The 20,309-nt window shown below is 66.8% G+C and carries 20 protein-coding genes; 8 read left to right on the top strand and 12 right to left on the bottom strand.

Annotated elements, in window-relative coordinates:
* The 4 genes from SCH01S_RS03180 to SCH01S_RS03165 form a co-directional block, all read right to left on the bottom strand.
* Positions 1 to 1,419: valine--tRNA ligase (locus SCH01S_RS03180; RefSeq protein WP_046347312.1), on the bottom strand; the 1,419-nt coding region annotated here is incomplete at its 3' end.
* Positions 1,420 to 1,618: 199 nt separating this feature from the next.
* Entirely contained in the window at positions 1,619 to 2,125 is a 507-nt protein-coding gene (locus SCH01S_RS03175) for a DUF2497 domain-containing protein (RefSeq protein WP_052733751.1), read from the bottom strand.
* Positions 2,126 to 2,137: 12 nt separating this feature from the next.
* Positions 2,138 to 3,571 carry a TolC family outer membrane protein gene (locus SCH01S_RS03170; protein WP_046347311.1) on the bottom strand — a complete coding sequence of 478 codons (1,434 nt, stop codon included), beginning with the start codon at positions 3,569 to 3,571 and terminating at the stop codon, positions 2,138 to 2,140.
* Positions 3,572 to 3,588: 17 nt separating this feature from the next.
* Positions 3,589 to 4,239 carry a protein-L-isoaspartate O-methyltransferase family protein gene (locus tag SCH01S_RS03165; RefSeq protein ID WP_046347310.1) on the bottom strand — a complete coding sequence of 217 codons (651 nt, stop codon included), beginning with the start codon at positions 4,237 to 4,239 and terminating at the stop codon, positions 3,589 to 3,591.
* Between the two features lie 294 nt (positions 4,240 to 4,533).
* Between SCH01S_RS03165 and SCH01S_RS03160 the strand changes: the two genes are divergently transcribed.
* Entirely contained in the window at positions 4,534 to 5,256 is a 723-nt protein-coding gene (locus SCH01S_RS03160) for a Crp/Fnr family transcriptional regulator (protein ID WP_046347309.1), read from the top strand.
* Positions 5,257 to 5,259: 3 nt separating this feature from the next.
* Here SCH01S_RS03160 and SCH01S_RS03155 read toward each other — a convergent pair whose 3' ends face one another.
* The 8 genes from SCH01S_RS03155 to SCH01S_RS03120 are packed head-to-tail and all read right to left on the bottom strand — an operon-like array spanning position 5,260 to position 12,175.
* On the bottom strand, positions 5,260 to 5,805 hold the full coding sequence (locus tag SCH01S_RS03155) for a hypothetical protein (protein ID WP_052733750.1): 546 nt from the start codon (positions 5,803 to 5,805) through the stop codon (positions 5,260 to 5,262).
* Positions 5,802 to 7,607 carry a family 1 glycosylhydrolase gene (locus SCH01S_RS03150; RefSeq protein ID WP_245612141.1) on the bottom strand — a complete coding sequence of 602 codons (1,806 nt, stop codon included), beginning with the start codon at positions 7,605 to 7,607 and terminating at the stop codon, positions 5,802 to 5,804. The genes SCH01S_RS03155 and SCH01S_RS03150 overlap by 4 nt, the downstream gene beginning before the upstream one ends.
* The gene (locus SCH01S_RS03145; protein ID WP_046347308.1) at positions 7,604 to 7,924 is read right to left on the bottom strand and encodes a cytochrome C oxidase subunit IV family protein; all 321 of its coding nucleotides are present in this window, start codon (positions 7,922 to 7,924) and stop codon (positions 7,604 to 7,606) included. The genes SCH01S_RS03150 and SCH01S_RS03145 overlap by 4 nt, the downstream gene beginning before the upstream one ends.
* Positions 7,921 to 8,553 (bottom strand): cytochrome c oxidase subunit 3, encoded by a 633-nt coding sequence (locus tag SCH01S_RS03140; RefSeq protein ID WP_046347307.1) that lies wholly within the window; start codon positions 8,551 to 8,553, stop codon positions 7,921 to 7,923. The genes SCH01S_RS03145 and SCH01S_RS03140 overlap by 4 nt, the downstream gene beginning before the upstream one ends.
* Positions 8,546 to 10,162, bottom strand: coding sequence for a cytochrome c oxidase subunit I (ctaD, locus tag SCH01S_RS03135; protein ID WP_046347306.1), 1,617 nt, complete (start codon positions 10,160 to 10,162; stop codon positions 8,546 to 8,548). Before ctaD ends, SCH01S_RS03140 begins: the two co-directional genes overlap by 8 nt.
* On the bottom strand, positions 10,162 to 11,106 hold the full coding sequence (gene coxB / locus SCH01S_RS03130) for a cytochrome c oxidase subunit II (RefSeq protein ID WP_046347305.1): 945 nt from the start codon (positions 11,104 to 11,106) through the stop codon (positions 10,162 to 10,164). Before coxB ends, ctaD begins: the two co-directional genes overlap by 1 nt.
* Entirely contained in the window at positions 11,106 to 11,879 is a 774-nt protein-coding gene (locus SCH01S_RS03125; protein ID WP_157032780.1) for an SCO family protein, read from the bottom strand. The genes coxB and SCH01S_RS03125 overlap by 1 nt, the downstream gene beginning before the upstream one ends.
* Positions 11,876 to 12,175 carry a hypothetical protein gene (locus SCH01S_RS03120; protein ID WP_046347304.1) on the bottom strand — a complete coding sequence of 100 codons (300 nt, stop codon included), beginning with the start codon at positions 12,173 to 12,175 and terminating at the stop codon, positions 11,876 to 11,878. The genes SCH01S_RS03125 and SCH01S_RS03120 overlap by 4 nt, the downstream gene beginning before the upstream one ends.
* A gap of 141 nt (positions 12,176 to 12,316) precedes the next feature.
* Here SCH01S_RS03120 and SCH01S_RS03115 point away from each other — a divergent pair, with 141 nt between their 5' ends.
* The 7 genes from SCH01S_RS03115 (at position 12,317) to SCH01S_RS03085 (ending at position 20,273) form a co-directional block, all read left to right on the top strand.
* Positions 12,317 to 12,976 (top strand): cytochrome c3 family protein, encoded by a 660-nt coding sequence (locus tag SCH01S_RS03115; protein ID WP_046347303.1) that lies wholly within the window; start codon positions 12,317 to 12,319, stop codon positions 12,974 to 12,976.
* Positions 12,973 to 15,759: a TAT-variant-translocated molybdopterin oxidoreductase gene (locus SCH01S_RS03110; RefSeq protein ID WP_245612140.1), complete on the top strand. Its 2,787-nt coding sequence runs from the start codon at positions 12,973 to 12,975 to the stop codon at positions 15,757 to 15,759. Before SCH01S_RS03115 ends, SCH01S_RS03110 begins: the two co-directional genes overlap by 4 nt.
* Positions 15,759 to 17,117 (top strand): NrfD/PsrC family molybdoenzyme membrane anchor subunit, encoded by a 1,359-nt coding sequence (nrfD, locus tag SCH01S_RS03105; protein ID WP_046347301.1) that lies wholly within the window; start codon positions 15,759 to 15,761, stop codon positions 17,115 to 17,117. The genes SCH01S_RS03110 and nrfD overlap by 1 nt, the downstream gene beginning before the upstream one ends.
* Complete coding sequence (locus SCH01S_RS03100; RefSeq protein ID WP_046347300.1) at positions 17,110 to 17,643, top strand: DUF3341 domain-containing protein; 534 nt, start codon at positions 17,110 to 17,112, stop codon at positions 17,641 to 17,643. Before nrfD ends, SCH01S_RS03100 begins: the two co-directional genes overlap by 8 nt.
* 143 nt (positions 17,644 to 17,786) lie before the next feature.
* On the top strand, positions 17,787 to 18,224 hold the full coding sequence (locus SCH01S_RS03095; RefSeq protein ID WP_084689370.1) for a c-type cytochrome: 438 nt from the start codon (positions 17,787 to 17,789) through the stop codon (positions 18,222 to 18,224).
* On the top strand, positions 18,221 to 19,273 hold the full coding sequence (locus SCH01S_RS03090) for a hypothetical protein (RefSeq protein ID WP_046347299.1): 1,053 nt from the start codon (positions 18,221 to 18,223) through the stop codon (positions 19,271 to 19,273). Before SCH01S_RS03095 ends, SCH01S_RS03090 begins: the two co-directional genes overlap by 4 nt.
* Positions 19,266 to 20,273: an SDR family oxidoreductase gene (locus tag SCH01S_RS03085; RefSeq protein ID WP_046347298.1), complete on the top strand. Its 1,008-nt coding sequence runs from the start codon at positions 19,266 to 19,268 to the stop codon at positions 20,271 to 20,273. The genes SCH01S_RS03090 and SCH01S_RS03085 overlap by 8 nt, the downstream gene beginning before the upstream one ends.
* Positions 20,274 to 20,309: the final 36 nt, after the last annotated feature.

Below are 20,309 nucleotides of genomic sequence, written 5' to 3'. Positions count from 1 at the left end.
GTCCGGCCATCCCAATGTCCCGAACGGCCAGAGCGCGGAGCTGAACCAGGTGTCGAGCACGTCGTCGTCGCGGCGGAGCTTGAGGTTGCCGGCTTCGCGCTCGGCCTCTTCCTCCGTCTCGGCGACAAAGACACGACCGTCGTCGGCATACCACGCCGGAATCCGATGCCCCCACCAGAGCTGGCGCGAGACGCACCAGGGCTGGATGTTCTCCATCCAGTTGTAATAGGTCTTGGTCCAGCTTTCGGGGACGACCTTGATCGTGCCGGAGCGGACCGCCTCGATCGCGGGGCCGGCGAGCGTCTTCGCATCGACATACCATTGGTCGGTCAGCCAGGGCTCGATCACGACGCCGGAGCGGTCGCCGAACGGGGTCTGGATCACGCGGTCCTCGACGCGTTCGAGCAGGCCTTCCGCCTCGATCATCTCCACAACGCGCTTGCGGGCGTCGAAGCGGTCGAGGCCGATCAGCTCGGCGGGCACGAGGCCGTCCGCGGTCTGGGCGATCCGTGCCTCGGCATCGAACATGTTGAGCATGTCGGCGGGTCTGATCCCGGCGCGCACGCCGACATCGAAGTCGTTGAAATCATGGCCGGGGGTGATCTTGACCGCGCCGGAGCCGAGTTCCGGATCGGCGTGCTCATCCGCGACGATCGGGATCTGCCGGCCGGTGATCGGGTGGGCGATCATCGCGCTGATCAGGTGCTTGTAGCGCTCATCCTCCGGATTCACCGCGACGGCCATGTCGGCGAGCATCGTCTCGGGCCGCGTGGTCGCGACCGAGATGTGGCCGGAGCCATCGGCAAGTGGATAGCGGAAGTGCCAGAAGCTACCCTGCACTTCCTTGGTCTCGACCTCCAGGTCGGAGATCGCGGTCTGGAATTTCGGGTCCCAGTTCACCAGCCGCTTGTCGCGGTAAAGCAGGCCTTCGCGGTAGAGCTGGACGAACACCTTCAGGACCGCGCGGCTGAAGCCTTCGTCCATCGTGAAGCGCTCGTTCGCCCAGTCGCACGAAGCGCCGAGACGGCGGAGCTGGCGCGTGATCGCGCCGCCGGACGTCTTTTTCCAATCCCAGACGATGTCGAGGAAGGCATCGCGACCAAGGTCCTGCCGCTTCAGCCCCTGCCCCGCGATCGTGCGCTCGACCACCATCTGCGTCGCGATGCCGGCATGGTCGGTGCCGACCACCCACAGCGCATCCTTCCCCTGCAGGCGCGCGTGGCGGATCAGGATGTCCTGGAGCGTATTGTCGAGCGCGTGGCCGATATGCAGCGAGCCGGTGACGTTCGGCGGCGGGATGACGATCGTGAACGGCTCGGCATCGTCGCGGTCCGGGCGGAACAGGTCGTTCGCTTCCCAATAGGGATACCAGCGGGATTCGATGGCGCCGGGGTCGAAGGTCTTGGGCAACTCGCTCATGCGCGGCGCCTTAGACGAGGGGGGCGTGCAAGGGGAAGAGTTTGGGTTCACTTACGGCTTCAGAGTCCCAGCGCCGGTTTGGGCTGAGCCTGTCGAAGCCCTCCCTTCCTTCTTCAAGCGCAAAGAAAAGGGAGGCCTTCGACAAGCTCAGGCCAAACCGAGTTTGCGGTGTCCTATTCGGAATCCTAGGGAGGGGAACTCACCCCCGCCCGCTGATCCTTGCGACTTCCCGGTCGACCGTTGCCTGGACGATGCCGGGCAGGTTTGCGTCGAGCCAGTCCTTCAGCATCGGCCGGAGCATGTCGCGGACCAGGCCTTCGAGCGTGTTGTCGGCGGCGGGGTCCTCGGGCTTCACCACCATGCGCGAGAGCGCCGCCAGCGCATGGCGCGTCGCGGCTTCGGTGGTGGCGGAGAGCAGCGCGCCGGCCTCATTCTCGGCAGCCGGTGCCGGTCTGGCAGGCGGAGCGACGGGTGCGGCGGCGATGGCCGGTGCTTCCTCGATGCTGATCGGCTCCGGCTCGGGCTCGGGCGCCTGCATCGTCTCGGGCTCGCCGAGCGGCTGGGTCAGCTCCAGCACGTCGGGTTCGTCCTCTGGCTCGGGCGCAGCGTCGCCGCGGCGCGGCACCAGCGTTTCGGTGTCTTCGGCAATGATGCGTTTGATAGAGGAGAGAATCTCCTCCATCGATGGCTCGTTCGGCTGAGTCATGCCCTGTTCCGGCTATTTCGGCCCGACGATTGTTTCCGGACTCTGCGAGGGCGTGTCAACGGTGCGCGTGGCGATCGTCTTCGGTTCGGGATCGCTGCTCCAATCCCAGATCTTGTGGCGGACGCGGCGATAATTCGCGGTCGGGTCGTAGAGCGTCACGCCTTCCAGGTTCAGGTCGCGCGCTTCCGCCTGGCCCATCGCGGCGAGGAGCGTGAAGGCCGCGACATAGGCGTTGCGCCGCGCGGTCACGAGCTGGACCTGCGCGTTCAGCAGCTCCTGCTCCGCATTCAGAATCTCGATGATCGTGCGGTTGCCGACGCTGTTTTCGGCACGCACACCTTCCAGCGACAGCGTGTTGGCGGAGACCGCCGTTTCAGCCGAGCGGATCACTTCCTGGCTGGATTTCCACGCTGCGAAAGCGGATCGAACCTGCTGGATCACGCCGCGTTCGGTGGCGATCACCTGCTCAAGCGACTGCGACTCCCGCGCCTGGGCCTGACGCGTCTGGGCGGCGGGGCGTCCGCCCTGAAAAATCGGAATGGTGGTCTGGAGGCCGACCGTGGTGTTGCTCTGCGCCTGCCGGAACCCGCCGCCCAGCGTCCCGAGATAATCGGTCACCCCGCCCTGACCGAATGCGGAGACCTTGGGCGCAACTCCGGCCTCCGCCACGCGAACGTCGTATTTGGCGGCTTCGCGATTGCGCTCGGCCGCAGCGAGATCGGGATTCTCGCGGATCGCGACGGCGATCGCGTCCTCGGGCGTGGCCGGCAGATTGGGCAGCGGCGGCGGCGGCTGGAGGTTGTCCGGCACGTCGCCCACCAGTGCAATGTAGCGCTCGCGGCTGGCGATATAGTTGGATTCGGCGGTGCGCTGATCGCCCTGGGCGAGCGACAGGCGCGCTTCCGACTGCGCGACATCTGTGCGGGTCAGGTCACCGACCTCGAACCGGTCGCGCGTCGCCTGGAGATTGACCTCGAGCTGGTGCACGTTGGCGCGGTTGAGCTCGACAACCGAGGAATCGCGGATCACGTCGTTATAGGCGGCGACTACCTGGCTGAAGATGCTCGATTCGGTGCCGCGCAGATTCTCTTGCCCGGCGAGCACGCGCTGATCGGCAGCCCGCACCGAGTTCCTGACGGCGCCCCCCTGGTAGATGGGCACGGACAAGGTCAGCGAGCCATTGACCGACCGCACCGGCGACGTGAACTGCGCGCCCGGAATCAAGACGTTTTCGTTGTACCCGCCCGATGCGGAGAGATTCGGGAGGCCGGCCGCGCGCTGGATCGGCACATTCTCGTCATTCGCCCGCTCCTGGGCGCGCGTGCCGGTCAGCGTCGGGTTGTTGGCATAGGCCTTGGCGAGCGCCCCCTGGAGCGTCTCGGCCGCGGCGGGTGCTGCAAGGGCGAGGGCCGCCGTGGTCGCGATCAGGATAGTCGGGAGGCGCATTCCGGTTTTTTCTCTCGTTAGAATACGAAGGACTTGGGACGGGCAAAGCCGGGCAAGGGAGCCGACTCGCAGTCCGCGAACATGTCGAAGCCGAAGCCGGCGCCGGATTTGCGGCCGACCGCCAGGCGCGAGGCGCCGCGATCGAGGATGGCACAGGCAAGCCGACCATTGTCCGCGAGCTGCTCGACAAGCGCGTCGGGCACCTGCTCGATCAGGCCGTCGATGACGATCAGGTCATAGGGAGCGGCAGCGGCCCAGCCCTGGTTCAGCGGCCCCTCGACCAGCTCGACGCGGCTGCCCGACAGGTTCTCGCGGGCGAAGGTCAGCAGGGCGGCGTCTTCCTCCGGCGCGACAACATGGGCTGCAAGCTTCTCCAGCAGCGCGGCGGTGTAGCCGCTCGCGGCGCCGACCAGCAGCACCTTGTCCGACGCGCGCACGGCTGCCGCGGTCAGCAGCAGGCCCGTCGCCTCGGGAATGTTCAGCGCGCGGCCGGAGCCGAGCACGATGGGACGATCGATATAGGCGAGCGCGCGGCGCTCAACGGGCACGAACCGCTCACGCGGCACCTCGGCCATTGCAGCCACCACGCGCGGATCGTTGACCCCGGTGGTCCGGAGCTGGCTCTCCACCATCGCGCGACGCATCGCTTCGAAATTCTGCTCGGTCATTGGCCTGCCTATTCGCACAACTGTTTTAGTAGCGCAATACACTTGCGTTCCAGTCGCGTCTTATCGGCAAGGTGGGCTAAGGCCAAGCAGGACATGCCGGTCCATCAGCAAAGCCCGTGCCAGCGCGCGCTTCCCCTCTGGAACGACCAATACGGACCCGTTCCGGAATGTCCGGAAACGAACATTCCTGTTCGGAGCCGGACAGATGAACTAACAATATGGCGCGGCGGCATTTGTCTGCTAAGATGAACAGCGGCCTCGACCTGTTGTCGAAGGGGCTGCCAGGAGAAGCGTATGATCCTGAACGGCCTGGATCGGTTTGCCGGCCTCACGCCGGAAGAGCGGCGGCATCTCGGTGACGCGCTGACCAGTCGCGCCGTCGCACCGCGAAGCAGCCTGGTCGACGAAGGCAGCAAGGCGGGCTCGCTTTACCTGCTGGCCGAAGGCTGGGCCTTTCGTCATCAGACCGCGCGCAGCGGCAGCCGCCAGATCGTCGGCCTCGCCCTGCCCGGCGACTTCTGCAATCTCGACGTGCTGGCGTTCGGGCGCATCGATTATGGCGTGCGGATGCTGACGCAGGGGACGTTGCTGTCGATCGAGCGCGATCAGGCGCTGGCGCTCGGCGTCTATTATCCTGCGATCGCCGCGCTGTTCGCGCAGACGGCCTTTGTCGAGAACGCGATCCTGACCCGGTGGACGCTGTGCCTCGGCCGCCTCTCGGCGCAGGAGCGGCTGGCGCACCTGCTGTGCGAGCTCGCCGTCCGCCGCGGCTATGGCTGCGACCGCCGCCAGGCGCGAATCGAGCTGCCGCTGACCCAGGAGCAGTTGGCCGACGTGCTCGGCCTGACCGGCGTGCACGTGAACCGCGTGCTGCAGCAGCTCCGCGCGATGGGGCTGGTCGCCAAACGCGGGCGTAGCGTCGAGATTTTCGATTTTCCCGCTCTTCGCGCAATGGCGGGTTTCGACCCGGCCTATCTTCATCGCGACACGGTGGGTCTGGAGGCGGTGGCGGCGTAGCCTTCAGTTTTCGCGCGCGGTCGACATCCGGCGATAGCGCTGCGGCGGGCGGTCGTCCGGATTGCGCCGCCGGAGGCTCTGCTCGCGCGGCGACGGCGCATTTTCGATCGTGCGCTTCACCATATTCTGAACGAGCGGAAAAACGACGCCGAACAGAAGCCCCCAGAGCAGGTGCGCGGCGAGCAGATAGGCGGCGTGGCGGCCGATCGCCACCGGCCGGCCGAGCAGCCACTGGAACAGCGTGATCGGGCCGAGCGTCCAGGTCAGGAAACCCCAGCCAAGCCCGAACAGCCAGCCGCCCCGGCGATCGTTCGCGGCGCGAAGGAAGATCGCCCCATAGATGCCACCGGATATGGCGAGGCCGGCGATGCTGAGCAGCACCAGCAACGGCTGCGACACGCCGATCACCCGGGCCGGCATCTGCGCCGACCCGGTCAGCCAGACCAAAGCCGCGGCGGGAATGGCGGCGATCCCCGCAGCGATCGCGCCCGCCAGCCGAGGCCGCTGCAGCGGCCCCGGGTCGCTGCCCTGGAACGGCCAGCCGCTCACTGCGCCGCCTCCCGCTCCTGCTTCGGCTCGGGCGGCAGCGCGGCGGTCTCGTCGAGCTCGCCCCAGCGCGGGCAGACGAGCGTGCTGTCGCGGAACATCTCGATCAACTGCTTGTAGGCAAGGCCGACGCCGCGCACGTCGCGGTTCAGGTCGAACAGCCCCACCGGAGTCACGTTGCCGACCGGATGGCTGATCGCGATGTTCCAATCGACCTGGTCGGTCAGGCTGTACCAGGTAAAGCCGACCACCGGCACGCCCGCCTTCCGGATCAGCTCGACATTGTGCCATTGCCGCCACAGCCACATCGGCGCCTCGGCCGGATCGCGGCTGTTTGTCTCAGTGTGCATCACCATCCGCTTGTAGCGGCGATAATATTGGGACGTGATCACGTACCAGCCGAACAGCTCCCCCAGCGATTCGGCATGGCCGTCGCGGTCGATCACCTTTTCGTTCCAGTCGTAATAATCGACGCCCAGGATCGTGCGTTCCGGCACCTTCTGACTCATGAACCAGGCATATTCGTCCTTGGGCATGCCGTGATCGAACAGATAATCGCGCACATCGTCGCGCGGCGCCTGCGCGTAGAGCAGGTCCAGCGGGATGAAGCGGCGCTCATTCTCGAAATCGGCGATGCGCTCGATTTCCGGATCGGGGCAGCAAGGCTGGTAGAATTCGCTGCTTTCGTTGTTGACGAAGATCGCGTCGGGCCGCTCGCGCCGGACGGCCTGAGTGACCAGCACCGCCGCTTTGGCGAGGTGACGCGCGGCGGTCACAAACGAACGCTCGTCGGTGCACTGCTCGTTCCACAGCCCTTCGAGCGCGGAGAGCCGGGCGCAGACATACATCTCGTTGATCGGCGTGTAATGGCCGATCCAGGGGTAGCGTTTGGCAAAGGCGCCGGCATAGGCGCCGAGCGCTTCGGGCACATGCGGGTTCTGGAAATTCTCCAGCCAGTCGGGCAGCCCGAAATGGCAGAAGTCGATGATCGGGCGAATGCCGAGCTGCTGCATCGCGGCGGCGACCTGATCCATGAACGACCAGTCGTAGCGACCGGGCCCGCGCAGGATCAGGTGCAGCGGCGGGCCATAGCGCAGGTAGGAAATGCCGAGCTCCCGCACCAGCTCGAGGTCCCGCCGCCAGTGGCGGTAATGGCCGCAGGTCGCCATCTCGTCGAGCCGCCAGCGGCCCTTTTCGATCGTCGGGTAGCTGCACTCGATGCCGGTCGCGAACATGAAATTGTCGAGCGACGGCGGATCCGGCGCGGGCTTGAAGATCAGGTCGGGTACCGCGCGGTCCGGATCGGGCGCGCGTTCCGTGCCGACCCTGCGCCCGACCGGCCGGACATAGAGCGCGCCCATGACCAGCCCATAGATCGCGTGCCCGAGCACGATGCCGACCGGCCCGATCCAGCCGTCCGACACGCCGAACAGCCCCGAATAAGGGAAATGCGCCATCGTCGGCATATGCATCAGCTCGAGCTGAGGCCGGACGATCAGGATCGCGAGCACCGCGGGGACGGCCGAAAAGATCAAGCCCTGGATGGGTGGTCGAAAGCGAAGGACCGACCAGCAGAAATAGGCGTAAAAGATCGCCCAGAGCGCGCCGACGCCGAGATGGAGCACGAGACCGGCCGGCCACCACAACCACGATTGGCGATCATCGAAGAACAAGTTGCCGAGCAGTCGGACCATGTCGAACATCGGCAGCCCGGCCCAGATCAGCAGCCGCGCTGCCGCTTCCCAGGCCAGCGCACCCGCGACGCCGGCAAGGATCGCCTTCCAGTACGACACAACCCGGATCATCGCTTCACCGGCGTCTCGTGAAGCTGGAGCGTGTTCGGGATGTAGCTTTCGTGGCGGCTTGAATAATCGGCGCCCGTCAGGCCGAGCAGGATCAATAGCCAGAGGAAGCCGGCCCCGGCGAAGACCCGGACAAGGCCCGAGCTGCGGCGCAGTTCCATGAAGACGATCACGACGATCAGCGCCTTCGCGGTGGCGATCGCGAGCGCGACGACGATGTTCCAGCGGCCGAGCGGCACGAACGCGAGCCCGGTGGTCGTCGCGAGCAGCACGACCAGCGCCGCCCAGCACCCCCAGATCGTGCGCAACACGGCGCTCATCCCACCCTCCCCGGCAGGTAGATCAGCGGGAACAGGAAGATCCAGACGATGTCGACGAAGTGCCAGTAAAGGCCCACCATCCTGAGCACCGGCGCGTGCGGCGGATGCCCTGCTCCGGTCCGCACTGCCAGCATCACCACCATCGCGATGCCGATCGTCAGGTGGACCGCATGAAAGCCGGTCGCGAAGAAATAGAAGAGAAAGAACAGCTCGCCGATGCCGCCATAACGGCCGAGCTGGAAGTTCAGTGCGGGGACGAGCCCTTCCTGATACTCCAGGCAATATTCATAACCCTTGATGCCGATGAACAGCAGGCCGAGCACTGCGGTGGCGAGCAGGCACAGCACGACGGGACGGCGGCGCTTTGCCTCGTCGAACGCGACGGCGCTTGCCATGAAGGCGCTGCTGGTGAGCAGCACGGCGGTGTTGATCGCGCCCAGCGCCACCTTGGTGTGGCGCGCCGCCGCGGCGATTTCGTCAGGCCAGGCGATGCGATAGGCCGAATAGGCGGCGATCAGAGCGCCGAAGAACAGCACCTCGGTCGCCAGGAAGGTCCACATGCCGAGCGTCGCCGCCTCGCGCTGCTGCGGCACGGAAGCGAACTGGAAGGCTGGGGTCGCCTCAGACATTCTCGGCTTGGGGCCGAGGCTGGCCGTCCACATAGTCATAGGGCCCCCGTATGACGACCGGGGTCGTGTCGAAGTTCCGCGGCGGCGGCGGCGAACTGGTCAGCCATTCGAGGCCGGTCACGCCCCACGGATTGGCCGGCGCGCGCTGGCCCCAGACCAGCGACCAGAAGAAATAGAACAATGGCATCGCGTAGGCGACTGCGAGGGTGCTCGCGCCCGCCGACGACAGCACGTGCCAGATCTGAAACTCCGGCGGATAGGCGTCGTAGCGGCGCGGCATGCCGAGCCAGCCGAGTATGAATTGCGGGAAGAAGGTCAGGTTGAAGCCGAAGAACATCAGGATCGCCGCGGCACGCGCCCAGCCTTCGGGATAGAGGCGGCCGGTGATCTTCGGCCACCAATAATGGAGGCCGCCGAAGAAGGCGCTGACCGATCCGCCGACCATGATGTAGTGGAAATGGGCGATCACGAAATAGGTGTCGGTCACGTGCACGTCGATCGCGAGCGCGGCCAGGAACAGGCCGGTCAGGCCGCCGATCGTGAACAGGCCGACAAAGCCGAATGCGTAGAGCATCGGCGCGTCGAAGCGGATCCAGCCCTTGTGCAGCGTCGCGACCCAGTTGAACACCTTGATCGCCGACGGAACCGCGACGAGGTAGCTGAGGAACGAGAAAATGAGGCTGGCGTAGAGGGACTGGCCGGCCACGAACATGTGATGGCCCCAGACGAGAAAGCCGATCGCAGCAATCGCGACGCTGGCCCAGGCCACGAACTTGTAACCGAAAATCTTCTTACGCGCGAAGGCCGGGATCAGCTCGCTGACGATGCCGATCGCGGGCAGCACCATGATGTAGACGGCCGGGTGGCTGTAGAACCAGAACATGTGCTGCCACAGCAGCGGATCGCCGCCGAGCGCCGGATCGAAGATGCCGATGCCGAGCACGCGCTCCGCGACCAGCATCAGCAGCGTCATCGCCAGCACCGGCGTTGCCAGCACCAGGATCACGCTGGTCGAATACAGCGACCAGCAGAAGAGCGGCAGCCGGTACCAGGTCAGCCCGGGAGCGCGCAGCTTGTGCGTGGTGACGATGAAATTGAGTCCGGTCAGGATCGACGAGAAGCCCGACAGGAAAATGCCGAGCACCGCGAGCGTCACATAGCCGTTGGAAAAGGCCGACGCGTAGGGCTCGTAGAAGGTCCAGCCGGTGTCGACGCCGCCCAGCAGCAGCGCGAGCACGGTCAACGCGCCCCCGGCGATGTAGAAATACCAGCTGGCGAGGTTCAACCGCGGAAAGGCAAGGTCGCGCGCGCCCAGCATCAGCGGCAGCACGAAATTGCCGAGCGTGGTCGGGATCGAGGGCACCAGGAAGAACCAGACCATGATCACGCCGTGCATCGTGAACAGGCGGTTGTAGGTGTCCGGGCGCACCAGATCGGCGGCCGGCGTCACCAGCTCCAGGCGGATCATCACCGCCGCGAGGCCGCCGATCAGGAAGAAGAAGGTGATCGACGCGAAATAGAGGAGCGCGATCCGCTTGTGATCGGTGCTGAACAGCCAGGAGCGGATCGTCGTTTCCGCCGTCAGGTAGTTCGGGCGCGGTCCGTGCATCAGCTTGCCCCTTTTCGCGCGTTGCCCAGCGACTGGACATAGGCGACCAGCTTGGCGAGATCGTCCTCCCCGACCTGGCCGGCGAACGACGGCATCACCGGGTCATAGCCCGCAGCGACTTCGGATTTGGGCAACAGGATCGAATCGCGGACGTAACGCTCGTCGGCCGTAACGACGCGGCCGTCCTGGAGTGCGACGGGCCCGCCATAGACGCCGTTCAGATCGGGCGCGCGAACCGTCCCGCCCGGGCCATGGCAGCCGCTGCAACCGAAGGAATGGAACAGCTGTTCCCCCTGGGCGGCCAAGGTTGGCTGACCGCCCTGGCTGCGGAGCCAGCCGGCGAATTCGCGCGGCTTCATCACGACCAGCCAGCCACCCATCCGGGCGTGATCGGTGCCGCAATATTCGGCGCAGAACAGGTGGTAACGCCCGGGGCGGTCCGCCTCGAACCACAGCGATTCATAGCGGCCGGGGACGACGTCCTGCTTCACGCGCAGCGCGGGGACGTAGAAGCTGTGGATCGTATCCTGCGACGCCATCACCAGCCGCACCGCGCGGCCGACGGGCACGTGCAGCTCGTTGATCTCGCGCTGGCCGCCGGGATGCTGCGCCTTCCACATCCACTGCTTGCCGACGACGAAGATCTGCACCGCGTTCTTTGGCGGCTGATAGAGGCGCAGGTAGAGGTCCGCGCCCCAGACGGCGAGCCCGACGAAGATGAGCAGCGAGGCCGTCGTCCAGCCGACTTCCCATTTCCAGGTTTTTTCGATCGTGTGGCTGCGGTCGGCGGCGTGGCCCGCGCGGTAGCGGGCGGCGAAGAAGATCAGCAGGAAACAGACGAAGCCGGCCGTGAGGACAGTGACGATGACGAGCGCGATGAATAGCGCGTCCATTTCCCCGGCATAATGGCCCGCCTCTACCGGCCAGACCGGAAAGCCGCGCATCAGCGGGCCCGCTCGCGGCGGAGCGCCGACAGGACGTAATAGGCAATCGCCGCGACGGCGGCGAAGGCCGCCACGCGCAACGCCTGCATCGCAGTGTAGGCGATCGTGCCCTGTTGCGGATCATAGCCGAAGCAGAGCAGCAGCAGCGGATGCGCGGGCGGCTCGACCTGGTCGCGGCCCGCCTCGGCGACGGCGGCCTTGAGGGCCGCGGGACCATGCTCGAAGCCGAGCAGGTAGCGCGAGATGCGGCCATCCGGCGTCAGCACGACGAACCCGGCCGGATGCGCGAACTGGCCGATCGCTTTATCGAAGCGGTAGCGAAACCCGACCGCGTCGGCGATGCGGCGGACCGTCGGCGCGGGGCCGGTCAGCAAATGCCAGCCGGCCGGATCGGTATCGGCGCCGATATAGCCGGCGCGGGCCTTGGCGGCATCGGCCGGGCCTTCCTTCGGATCGATGCTGACGGCGACGAACTGGAGGTCACGGCCGGGCTGGAGTCCCGCCATCTTCAGATCGCGAACAAGCCCCGCAAGCACGAGCCCGCACAGATTGGGGCAGTGCAGATATTCGAGCACCAGCACGGATGGCTTGCCCGCCAGGAGCGAGCCAAGCCGCACCGGGCGGCCGCTTTCGTCCCGGAGCACGGCGTCGAGCGGGACCTGGGCGCCCGGGTGCTGGCGGAAGGCGAGCGCACCGAACTGGGCGGGCTGCAATCCTGTAGCGGCCGCAGGCGCGGCGGCGGCAAGCAAGACCCCCGCGAGTGCAGCCCTCATGAACGCCAGCCCTGAGCCGCAACGGCGCGCATGGCATCGTCGATCCGGCGGAGGCGCGCCGCTTCGGCCGCGCGCGTCCGGGCGAGATCGGCACGGGGCGCGACCTGCAGGCGCGGTGCCGGCGGCAGAGCGCTGACGGGTCCTTTCGGGCGATCGACCAGCGCCTGAGGGAAAACCAGGCTGAGCACGATCATCAGTCCGACCACCGTCGCCGCCAGCCCTGCGGCCAGCGCCACGATCAGCCAGGGAGGCGCATCGGATCGTTCGAAATCCTGCGCATGGGCAGCTTCGGACATGAATGGTCGCCTCGGAACGAGCGGGATCGAGAAGCGAACGGACCTCAATAAAAAACGTTCCACGTCCGGGAACCGGACGCGGAACTTAGCTTATGTATGAGCCGTTCGTCGGCCATTCAGTGAGGCTCCACGAGGACGCGGGTGGCGCAGATCTTTTCACCCACTGCCGACACCTGGCTGCGCGCGGTCCTGATCGCGCTGGTGGTGGGGACGGTCGGGTCGCTGCTGCTGGCGGGCGGCGTGGCGCGATCGCAATATGTGACGGAGGTCGCGCGTACGCCGATGCAGCCGGTGCCGTTTAGCCACAAGCATCATGCCGGCGAGCTGGGCATCGATTGCCGCTATTGCCACACATCCGTCGAAACGAGCGCCGATGCCGGGTTTCCGGCGACCCATGTCTGCATGACCTGCCATTCGCAGCTCTGGACCCAGGCGCCGATGCTGGCGCCGGTGCGGGAGAGCCTGGCCGAGAACCGGTCGATCAACTGGAAGCGCGTCGCGCGAGTGCCGGACTTCGTCTATTTCCGGCACGACATTCACATCGCCAAGGGCGTCAGCTGCTTCGAGTGCCACGGGCGCGTCGACCGGATGCCGCTGATGTACCGCGCCAAGGCGTTCGAAATGCACTGGTGCCTCGACTGCCACCGCAATCCCGCGCCGCATCTGCGGCCCCAGAACGCCGTGCTGGAGGCCGACTGGACCCCGCCGGCCGATCGCCGCGGGCTCGGGCAGGCGCTGATGAAGCTCTACCACATCAAGGCACCCGACCAGCTCACCCATTGCGCGGTGTGCCACCGGTGAGCGGGAAGCGGCTCTGGCGCGGGCTCGAAGAGCTGGCGGGCACGGACGATTTCCGCGCGGCGCTGGAAGCGGAGTTTCCCGCGGTCGCCGACCTGTTCCTGACCGACCGGCGCGCGCTGCTGCAGGTGATGGGCGCGTCGCTGGGCCTGATCGGGCTGGCCGGGTGCAGCCCGAAGCGCTCCGACGACGCGGTGCCGTTCGTCAACCGGCCTGAGGACATCATCGAGGACCAGATCGCCCGTTACGCGACCGCGATCCCGTTCGACGGCTATGCTCAGCCGGTGATCGCGACCAGCGTCGCCGGGCGGCCGATCAAGCTGGACGGCAATCCGGACCACCCGATGAGCCGCGGCGCATCGAGCCTGTTCACCCAGGCGGCAATTCTGGACCTGTACGATCCCGATCGCAGCCAGGCGCCACTGTTTCACGGCAATGAGGCGAGCTGGGCCGATTACGACGCCATGATGCTCAGGATGCGCCGCGCCTGGGCCGCGAACGGCGGCGAAGGGCTGCGGCTGCTGATCGGACCAACGAGCTCGCCGACGCTGATCCGGCAGCTGCGCGCGCTGACGACGGCGCTGCCGAATGCTCGCGTGCATTCGTTCGATCCGCTCGCCGGCGAGCGTGCGTTCGAGGTACGGCCGGACTTTGCGGCGGCGCGAACGGTGGTCAGCCTTGATGACGATCTGCTCGGCCCCGGCCCGGCGCAAGTGCCGAACGTCGCCGCCTGGGCCTCGCGGCGTGGCCCGAACGTGGCTGCCGGCGAGCGGCTGCGGCTGCATATGGCGGAGACGACGCCGACGCAGACGGGCAGCGCCGCAGCCGAACGGCTGGCCGTGCCTCCGTCGCGCATTCCGGTACTGGCGAGCGCGCTCGCGGCGGAGCTGGGGCTCGGGTCGGCGCAGGATGGACTAACCCGGCCGGAAACATTGTGGGTGCGTCAGGCCGCGGCGGCGCTGAAGCAAGGCCTCGGTCTGGTCACGGCCGGTGCGCACTGCCCCGCTTCTGTCCATGCGCTCACCTTCAGGATCAACGAGGCACTCGGCGGCGCGGCCGTTCGCTATATCGAACCGGTGCGCTTTGCGGGCGCGCCGTTCCTCGAACTCGCGCGCGATCTGGACGCCGGCCGGGTGAGCGCGCTGGTCATGCTCGACGCCAACCCGGCCTATGCCGCCCCGGCCGACCTGGATTTCGCGAAGCTCTGCGCCCGGGCGCCGCTTCGCATCCATGCCGGGCAGCATGTGGACGAGACGGCGATCCTGAGCGACTGGCATCTGCCGCTGCCGCACGCGCTGGAAGACTGGAGCGACGCACGCGCGATCGACGGCAGCGCGACCATCATCCAGCCGCTGGTCGACCCGCTTTACGATACGCGCTCCGTGCACAGCATCGTCGCCGGACTGACCGGCGACCCCGCGCCTGCTCTTGAGCTGGTGCGCACGAGCTGGCCGATCGACGATCAGGCCTGGCGCGACGTGGTGCGCAGCGGGATTGTCCCGAACAGCGCAGCCGCGCCGGTGGCGGCCCAGGCTCCCCCTGCCCCGCCCCTCGCGTCGGCGGCCGGCGGCGAGGTCGAGATCCTGTTCCGGCCGGATCCGACCATCTGGAACGGGCAGTTCGCGAACAATGCCTGGCTGCAGGAGCTGGGCAAGCCGCTGATGAAAGTCACCTGGGACAATGTCGTCGCGCTGAGCGTCGCGCTGGCCGACCGGCTGGGCGTCGGCAATGGCGACCTGGTCCGCGTTTCGGCCGGCGGACGGAACATCACCGGCCCGGCCTGGGTGATGCCGGGCCAGCCGGAGCAAAGCGTCACCCTGTTCCTTGGCTATGGCCGCAAGCGCGCGGGCCAGGTCGGAAGCGGGATCGGCTATGACGCATATGCGCTGCGAACCGCCGCCGCGCCTTGGACGACGCAGGGGTCGATCGAAAAGGCCGGCGGGCAGCACAAGCTCGCAACAACGCAGCTGCACCACGCCCTGGAAGGCCAGGATTTCGTGCGCACCGTCTCCGCCGCGCACCCGCGCGCAGCCAAGGAGGAGGAACGCGACCAGGCGTCCTTCTATCCGCGCTGGAAAGAGGAAAACGCAGCCTGGGCGATGACGATCGACCTCGACCTGTGCACCGGTTGCAACGCCTGCACGATCGCCTGCCAGGCCGAAAATAACGTGCCCGTGGTCGGCAAGGACCAGGTCGCTCGCGGGCGCGAGATGCACTGGCTGCGGGTCGACCGTTACTATGACGGCCCGCCCGAGCAGCCGACGACTTACTTCCAGCCGGTGCCCTGCATGCATTGCGAGCAGGCCCCGTGCGAGATGGGCTGCCCCGTCCACGCGACCGTGCACGGGCCGGACGGGCTCAACGAGATGGTCTATAATCGCTGCATCGGCACGCGAACCTGCTCAAGCTATTGCCCCTACAAGGTCCGCCGCTTCAACTGGTTCGATTATACGACCAAGGCGCCCCCGTCGGTGCAGGCGCAGCGCAACCCCGACGTGACGGTCCGGGGCCGCGGCGTGATGGAGAAGTGCACCTATTGCGTGCAGCGCATCCGGGGCGCGGTGACGCAAGCCGATATCGAGAACCGCGACGTCCGCGACGGCGAAATCCGGACCGCATGCCAGCAGGCGTGCCCGAGCCAGGCGATCGTGTTCGGCAATCTGAAGGACGCCGAAAGTGCGGTCGCCAAAGGCCGCACGTCCCCACGCAATTACGCATTGCTTGGAGAGCTCGATACCAGGCCGCGCACCACCTATCTGGCGCGCATTGCGGACGAGGAGGCCTGATGGCGAGCACGTCTCGACCCATCCTTCCGCTCGACCAGTCGCTGCACGACGTCAGCGTCGAGATCGGCCGCGTGCCGCTGCGCTTTCCCGCGCGCGTGCCCTGGCTGATCGCGCTGATCTTCAGCCTGGCGCTGCTGCTGCTGTTCTTCGTCTCGGTGACCTGGCTGATGACCTGGGGCGTCGGGGTCTGGGGCCTGAACATCCCCGTCAATTGGGCGTTCGCGATCCACCTTTACGTCTGGTGGCTGGGTCTGGGCCATGCCGGCACGCTGATCTCCGCGATGCTGCTGCTGATGGGGCAGGACTGGCGCAACTCATTGAACCGCTTCGCGGAGGCGATGACTTTGTGCGCGGTTGTCTGCGCCGGCATCTACCCGATCATCCACCTGGGGCGGCCCTGGTTCTTCTACTGGATGTTCCCCTATCCTGCGACGATGGGCGTGTGGCCGCAATTCCGCAGCCCGCTCGAATGGGACATCTGGGCGGTCCTGACCTATCTAACCGTGTCGCTGCTGTTCTGGTACATCGGCCTGATCCCGGACCTGGCGACGGTGCGCGACCGCGCGAAGAAGCGCGGCTGGCAAGTGTTCTTCGGCATTTTCGCATTGGGCTGGCGCGGATCGGCGCGGCACTGGGCCCGGTGGCAAAAAGCGTATCGCACCACGGCCGCGATCGCGGTGCCGCTGGTCGTATCGGTGCACAGTGAAGTGTCGCTCCTGTTCGCCTCCGGCCAGGTGCCCGGCTGGCACTCGACGATCTTCCCGCCTTACTTCGTGCTCGGCGCGGCCTTTTCGGGCTTTGCGATGGTCGCGATGATCGCGCTGGTGGTCCGCCATTTCTTCGGGCTGAAGGAGATCGTGACCGACCAGCATATGGACGTGCTGGCAAAGGTCCTGCTCGCGAGCGGGCTGATGACCGCCTATGGCTATGTCTTCGAAGTGTTCGACGCCTTCTATTCCGGCGACGCGCGAGAGATCGCAACCACTTACGATCGATTCTTCGGAATGTACGCATGGAGCTTCTGGGGCGCCGTGCTGTTCAATTTCGTGCCGCTGCAGGGGCTGTGGTTCAAGCGGGTGCGGCGGAGCCCGGTGCTGCTGTTCCTGATCGGCACCTCGGTCGTGATCGGCATGTGGCTGGAGCGCTACATGATCCTGGTCACCAGCCTTTATAAAGACTTCCTGGTCTCCTCGTTCGGCGAGTATCACACAACCTTCTGGGACTGGGGAACCTATCTCGGCACGATCGGGCTGTTCTTCACGCCCTTCCTTCTCTTCATCCGCTATATCCCGTCGATCTCGATCTTCGAGGACAAGGAAGTTCTGGCGCGCGAGAAGAAAGAGGCGCGCCATGGCTGAGCCGCCGATCCTGGGGCTGCTGGGCGAGTTCGGCACGGCCGATGCGCTGCTGGGCGCGGTCAAGCGCGCGCGGGAGGCCGGCTATCAGCACATCGACGCTTTCAGCCCCTACCCCGTCGAAGGCATGGCCGAGGCGCTGTCGATCCGAGATCACCGGATCGGCTGGCTGAGCGTCATCGGCGGCGCGGTCGGGATCGCAGCGACGCTGGCGGTGCAGGTGTTCGTGAACTTCGATTACCCGATCGAGGTCGGCGGGCGGCCGCTGATCGCGCTTCCCGCCTTCTTCGTCGTTGATTTCGAGCTGATGATCCTCTGCGCGGTGTTGTTCCCGATCATCGGCATGCTGTGGATGAACCGTTTGCCGCGGCTGCATCATCCGCTGTTCGGGACACCGCGCTTCAGCCTGGCGTCGGACGACCGCTTCTTCCTTTATATCGAGGCGGACGATCCCAAATTCGACCGCGACGGGACGCGTGGGTTCCTGGGCTCGCTCGGTGCCTGGTCGATCGAGGCGGTGCGGCCGTGAGAAAAGGAATTCCGTTCGCTTCGAGCGAAGTCGAGAAGCGCTTGCTCCGGCGCAAATCGTTTCTCGACTTCGCTCGAAACGAACGGAGTTGGGTTGCTTTGTTTGTTGCCATCCTCCTCACCGGCTGCGGGCAGAATCTGCGGATGACGGATCAGCGCAAATATGCCGAATGGGAGCGCGGCAGCCTGTTCCGCAACGACCGGGTGGTGCAGGCGCCCCCGGCGGGAACAGTCGCGCGAGATGCCGCGCCGGTCGATCCGCTCGCCGAGCGCCCGCCGATGAGCCTGGCGTTGGTCGAGCGCGGACGCGAGCGGTTCGGAATCTTCTGCGCCCCGTGCCACGGGCGATCGGGCGACGGGAACGGGATCGTCGTCCAGCGCGGCTTTCCGCACCCGCCGGACTATGCCGAACCGCGGCTGCTGAGCGCGCCGGACCGCTATCTGTACGACGTGATCACGCACGGGCACGGCGCGATGTACAGCTATGCCGATCGCGTCCCGCCGCGCGATCGCTGGGCGATCGTCAGCTATATCCGCGCGCTGCAACGAAACCAGACGTCGACCCAGCAGGCGGCCCCATGAGCATCGAGCGGAACGCCTTCGTGGTCGGCATCGTCGGGCTCGCCGGCGCGGTTGCCGGGCTGCTGATCGAGCCGCGGATCGCCCTGACCGCCTGGACGGCAGCGGCTGTCGGCTGGGCGGAAGTGCCGCTCGGCTGCCTTGCGCTGCTGATGATGGTGCAGTTGGTCGGCGGCAGCTGGCGACCGCTCCTCCAGGCGCCGTTCGCCGCCGGCGCGACGCTGTTGCCGCTGACCGCGCTCACCTTCGTGCCGGTGCTGATCGGGGCCGGCTGGGTCTATCCCTGGGCCGACCCGCACGTCGCCGCCGCGCTGCCGGCCTTCAAGAGCGTGTGGCTGTCCCCGGCATTCTGGATCGTGCGGACCGTGATCTATTTCGGCGTGTTCGTCGGATTGCAGCAGGGAATGCTGCGCGCGCCGCCGGAGGTGCGCAACGGCATCGCGGCGGGCGGGCTGATCCTGTTCGCACTGCTGGCGTCGTTGGCCGGGGTCGATTGGCTGGAATCGATCCATCCCGAATTCCATTCGTCGGAATATGGCCTGATCTTCATGGCCGGGACCTGGCTCGGCGGAATCGCGCTCGCGCTGCTGATCGCGCTGCCCGCCCGGGATGACGCGCCGCTCGCCGCGGCCGGCGTGTTCGTCACCGCGCTGCTGTTCTGGGGCTATCTCCACGCAATGCAGTATATCGTAATCTGGTCCGGCGACATTCCGCGGGAAGTGCATTGGTATCTGCGCCGGACCGAGACCGGCTGGGTGTTCGTGACGTGGGGACTTGTCGCGCTGCAATTCGTGGCGCCGTTCCTCGCGCTGCTGAGCCCATCGGTGCGATCGAGCAGTGCGGGGATGCTGGCGATCGCCGGTGTCACGCTAGCGATGCGGCTGGTCGAGGCGGCATGGATGCTGCTGCCGCCGACCGGGCTGCCGGCGCTTCCGACGGCGCTGCTGCTGGTCGCGAGCTGGGCGGCGATCGGCGGCTTCGGCGCGGTACTGCTGCTGCGCGCGGTGCGGCGCGGCGAGCGTTTTGTCGAAAGGAGTGCGGCCGATGGCTAGGATCGCGGTGGTGACGGGCGGATCGGCAGGGATCGGCCGCGCGACGGTGCGGGAGTTCGCCGCCAATGGCTATGACGTCGCGCTGATCGCCCGCGGCCGGGACGGGCTCGACGCCGCGGCGCGCGAAGTGGAAGAGGCGGGACGCCGCGCTCTGGTCGTGCAGGCCGATGTGTCCGATGCGAAGGCGGTCGACGATGCGGCTGCGCGGATCGAGGCGGAGCTCGGGCCGATCGACGTGTGGGTCAACAATGCCTTTGCCGGCATCTTCGCGCGCTTCATGGACGTGACGGCGGAGGAATATGAGCGGGTCACCGCGGTCACCTATCTGGGCCAGGTCAACGGCACGCGCGCCGCGCTCAGGCACATGCTCCCGCGGGGGGCGGGTAAGATCGTGCTGGTGGGATCGGCGCTCGCCTATCGCGGCATCCCGCTGCAATCCGCCTATTGCGGCGCGAAGCACGCAATCCAGGGCTTCTTCGATTCGCTCCGGTGCGAGCTGATCCACGAAAAGACCGACGTCAGCGCGACGATGGTGCAGCTGCCCGGCGTCAACACGCCGCAATTCGACTGGATCCGGGCCAAGCTGCCGGGCGAGCCGCGCCCGGTCGGCACCGTCTATCAGCCCGAGGTCGCGGCGCGCGCGATCTTCGATGCGGCACATTCGACGCGCAAGGAGATGCTGGTCGGCGGGCCGACGGTGCAGGCGGTCTGGGGCAATAAGATCGCGTCGCCGCTGCTCGACGAGTATCTGGGCCGCACCGGCTTTCAAAGCCAGCAGGATCCGCAGCCGGTGTCGCCCGATCGCCGCGACAATCTGTTCGAGCCGGTGCCTGGCGACCATGGCGCGCACGGCCGGTTCGACGACGAAGCGACCGATCGCAGTGCAGAGCTGTGGTTCAGCGCGCACAAGAAGAAAGTCGGGATCGCAGCGCTCGGCGCGGCCGCGATCGGGGCCGGATTCATGCTGGCCAGCCGGGCACGGGAGCGCGAGAAAATATAATCGGGATTAAGTTTGCGGAACAGGCAACCCGGTGCG

Origin of the sequence: Sphingomonas changbaiensis NBRC 104936 (assembly GCF_000974765.1) — a bacterium.
In the GTDB taxonomy this organism is placed as follows: Bacteria; Pseudomonadota; Alphaproteobacteria; order Sphingomonadales; family Sphingomonadaceae; genus Sphingomonas_B; species Sphingomonas_B changbaiensis.
Note: the sequence above shows the minus strand (reverse complement) of the source record. Positions and strands in the feature narration are given on the sequence as shown.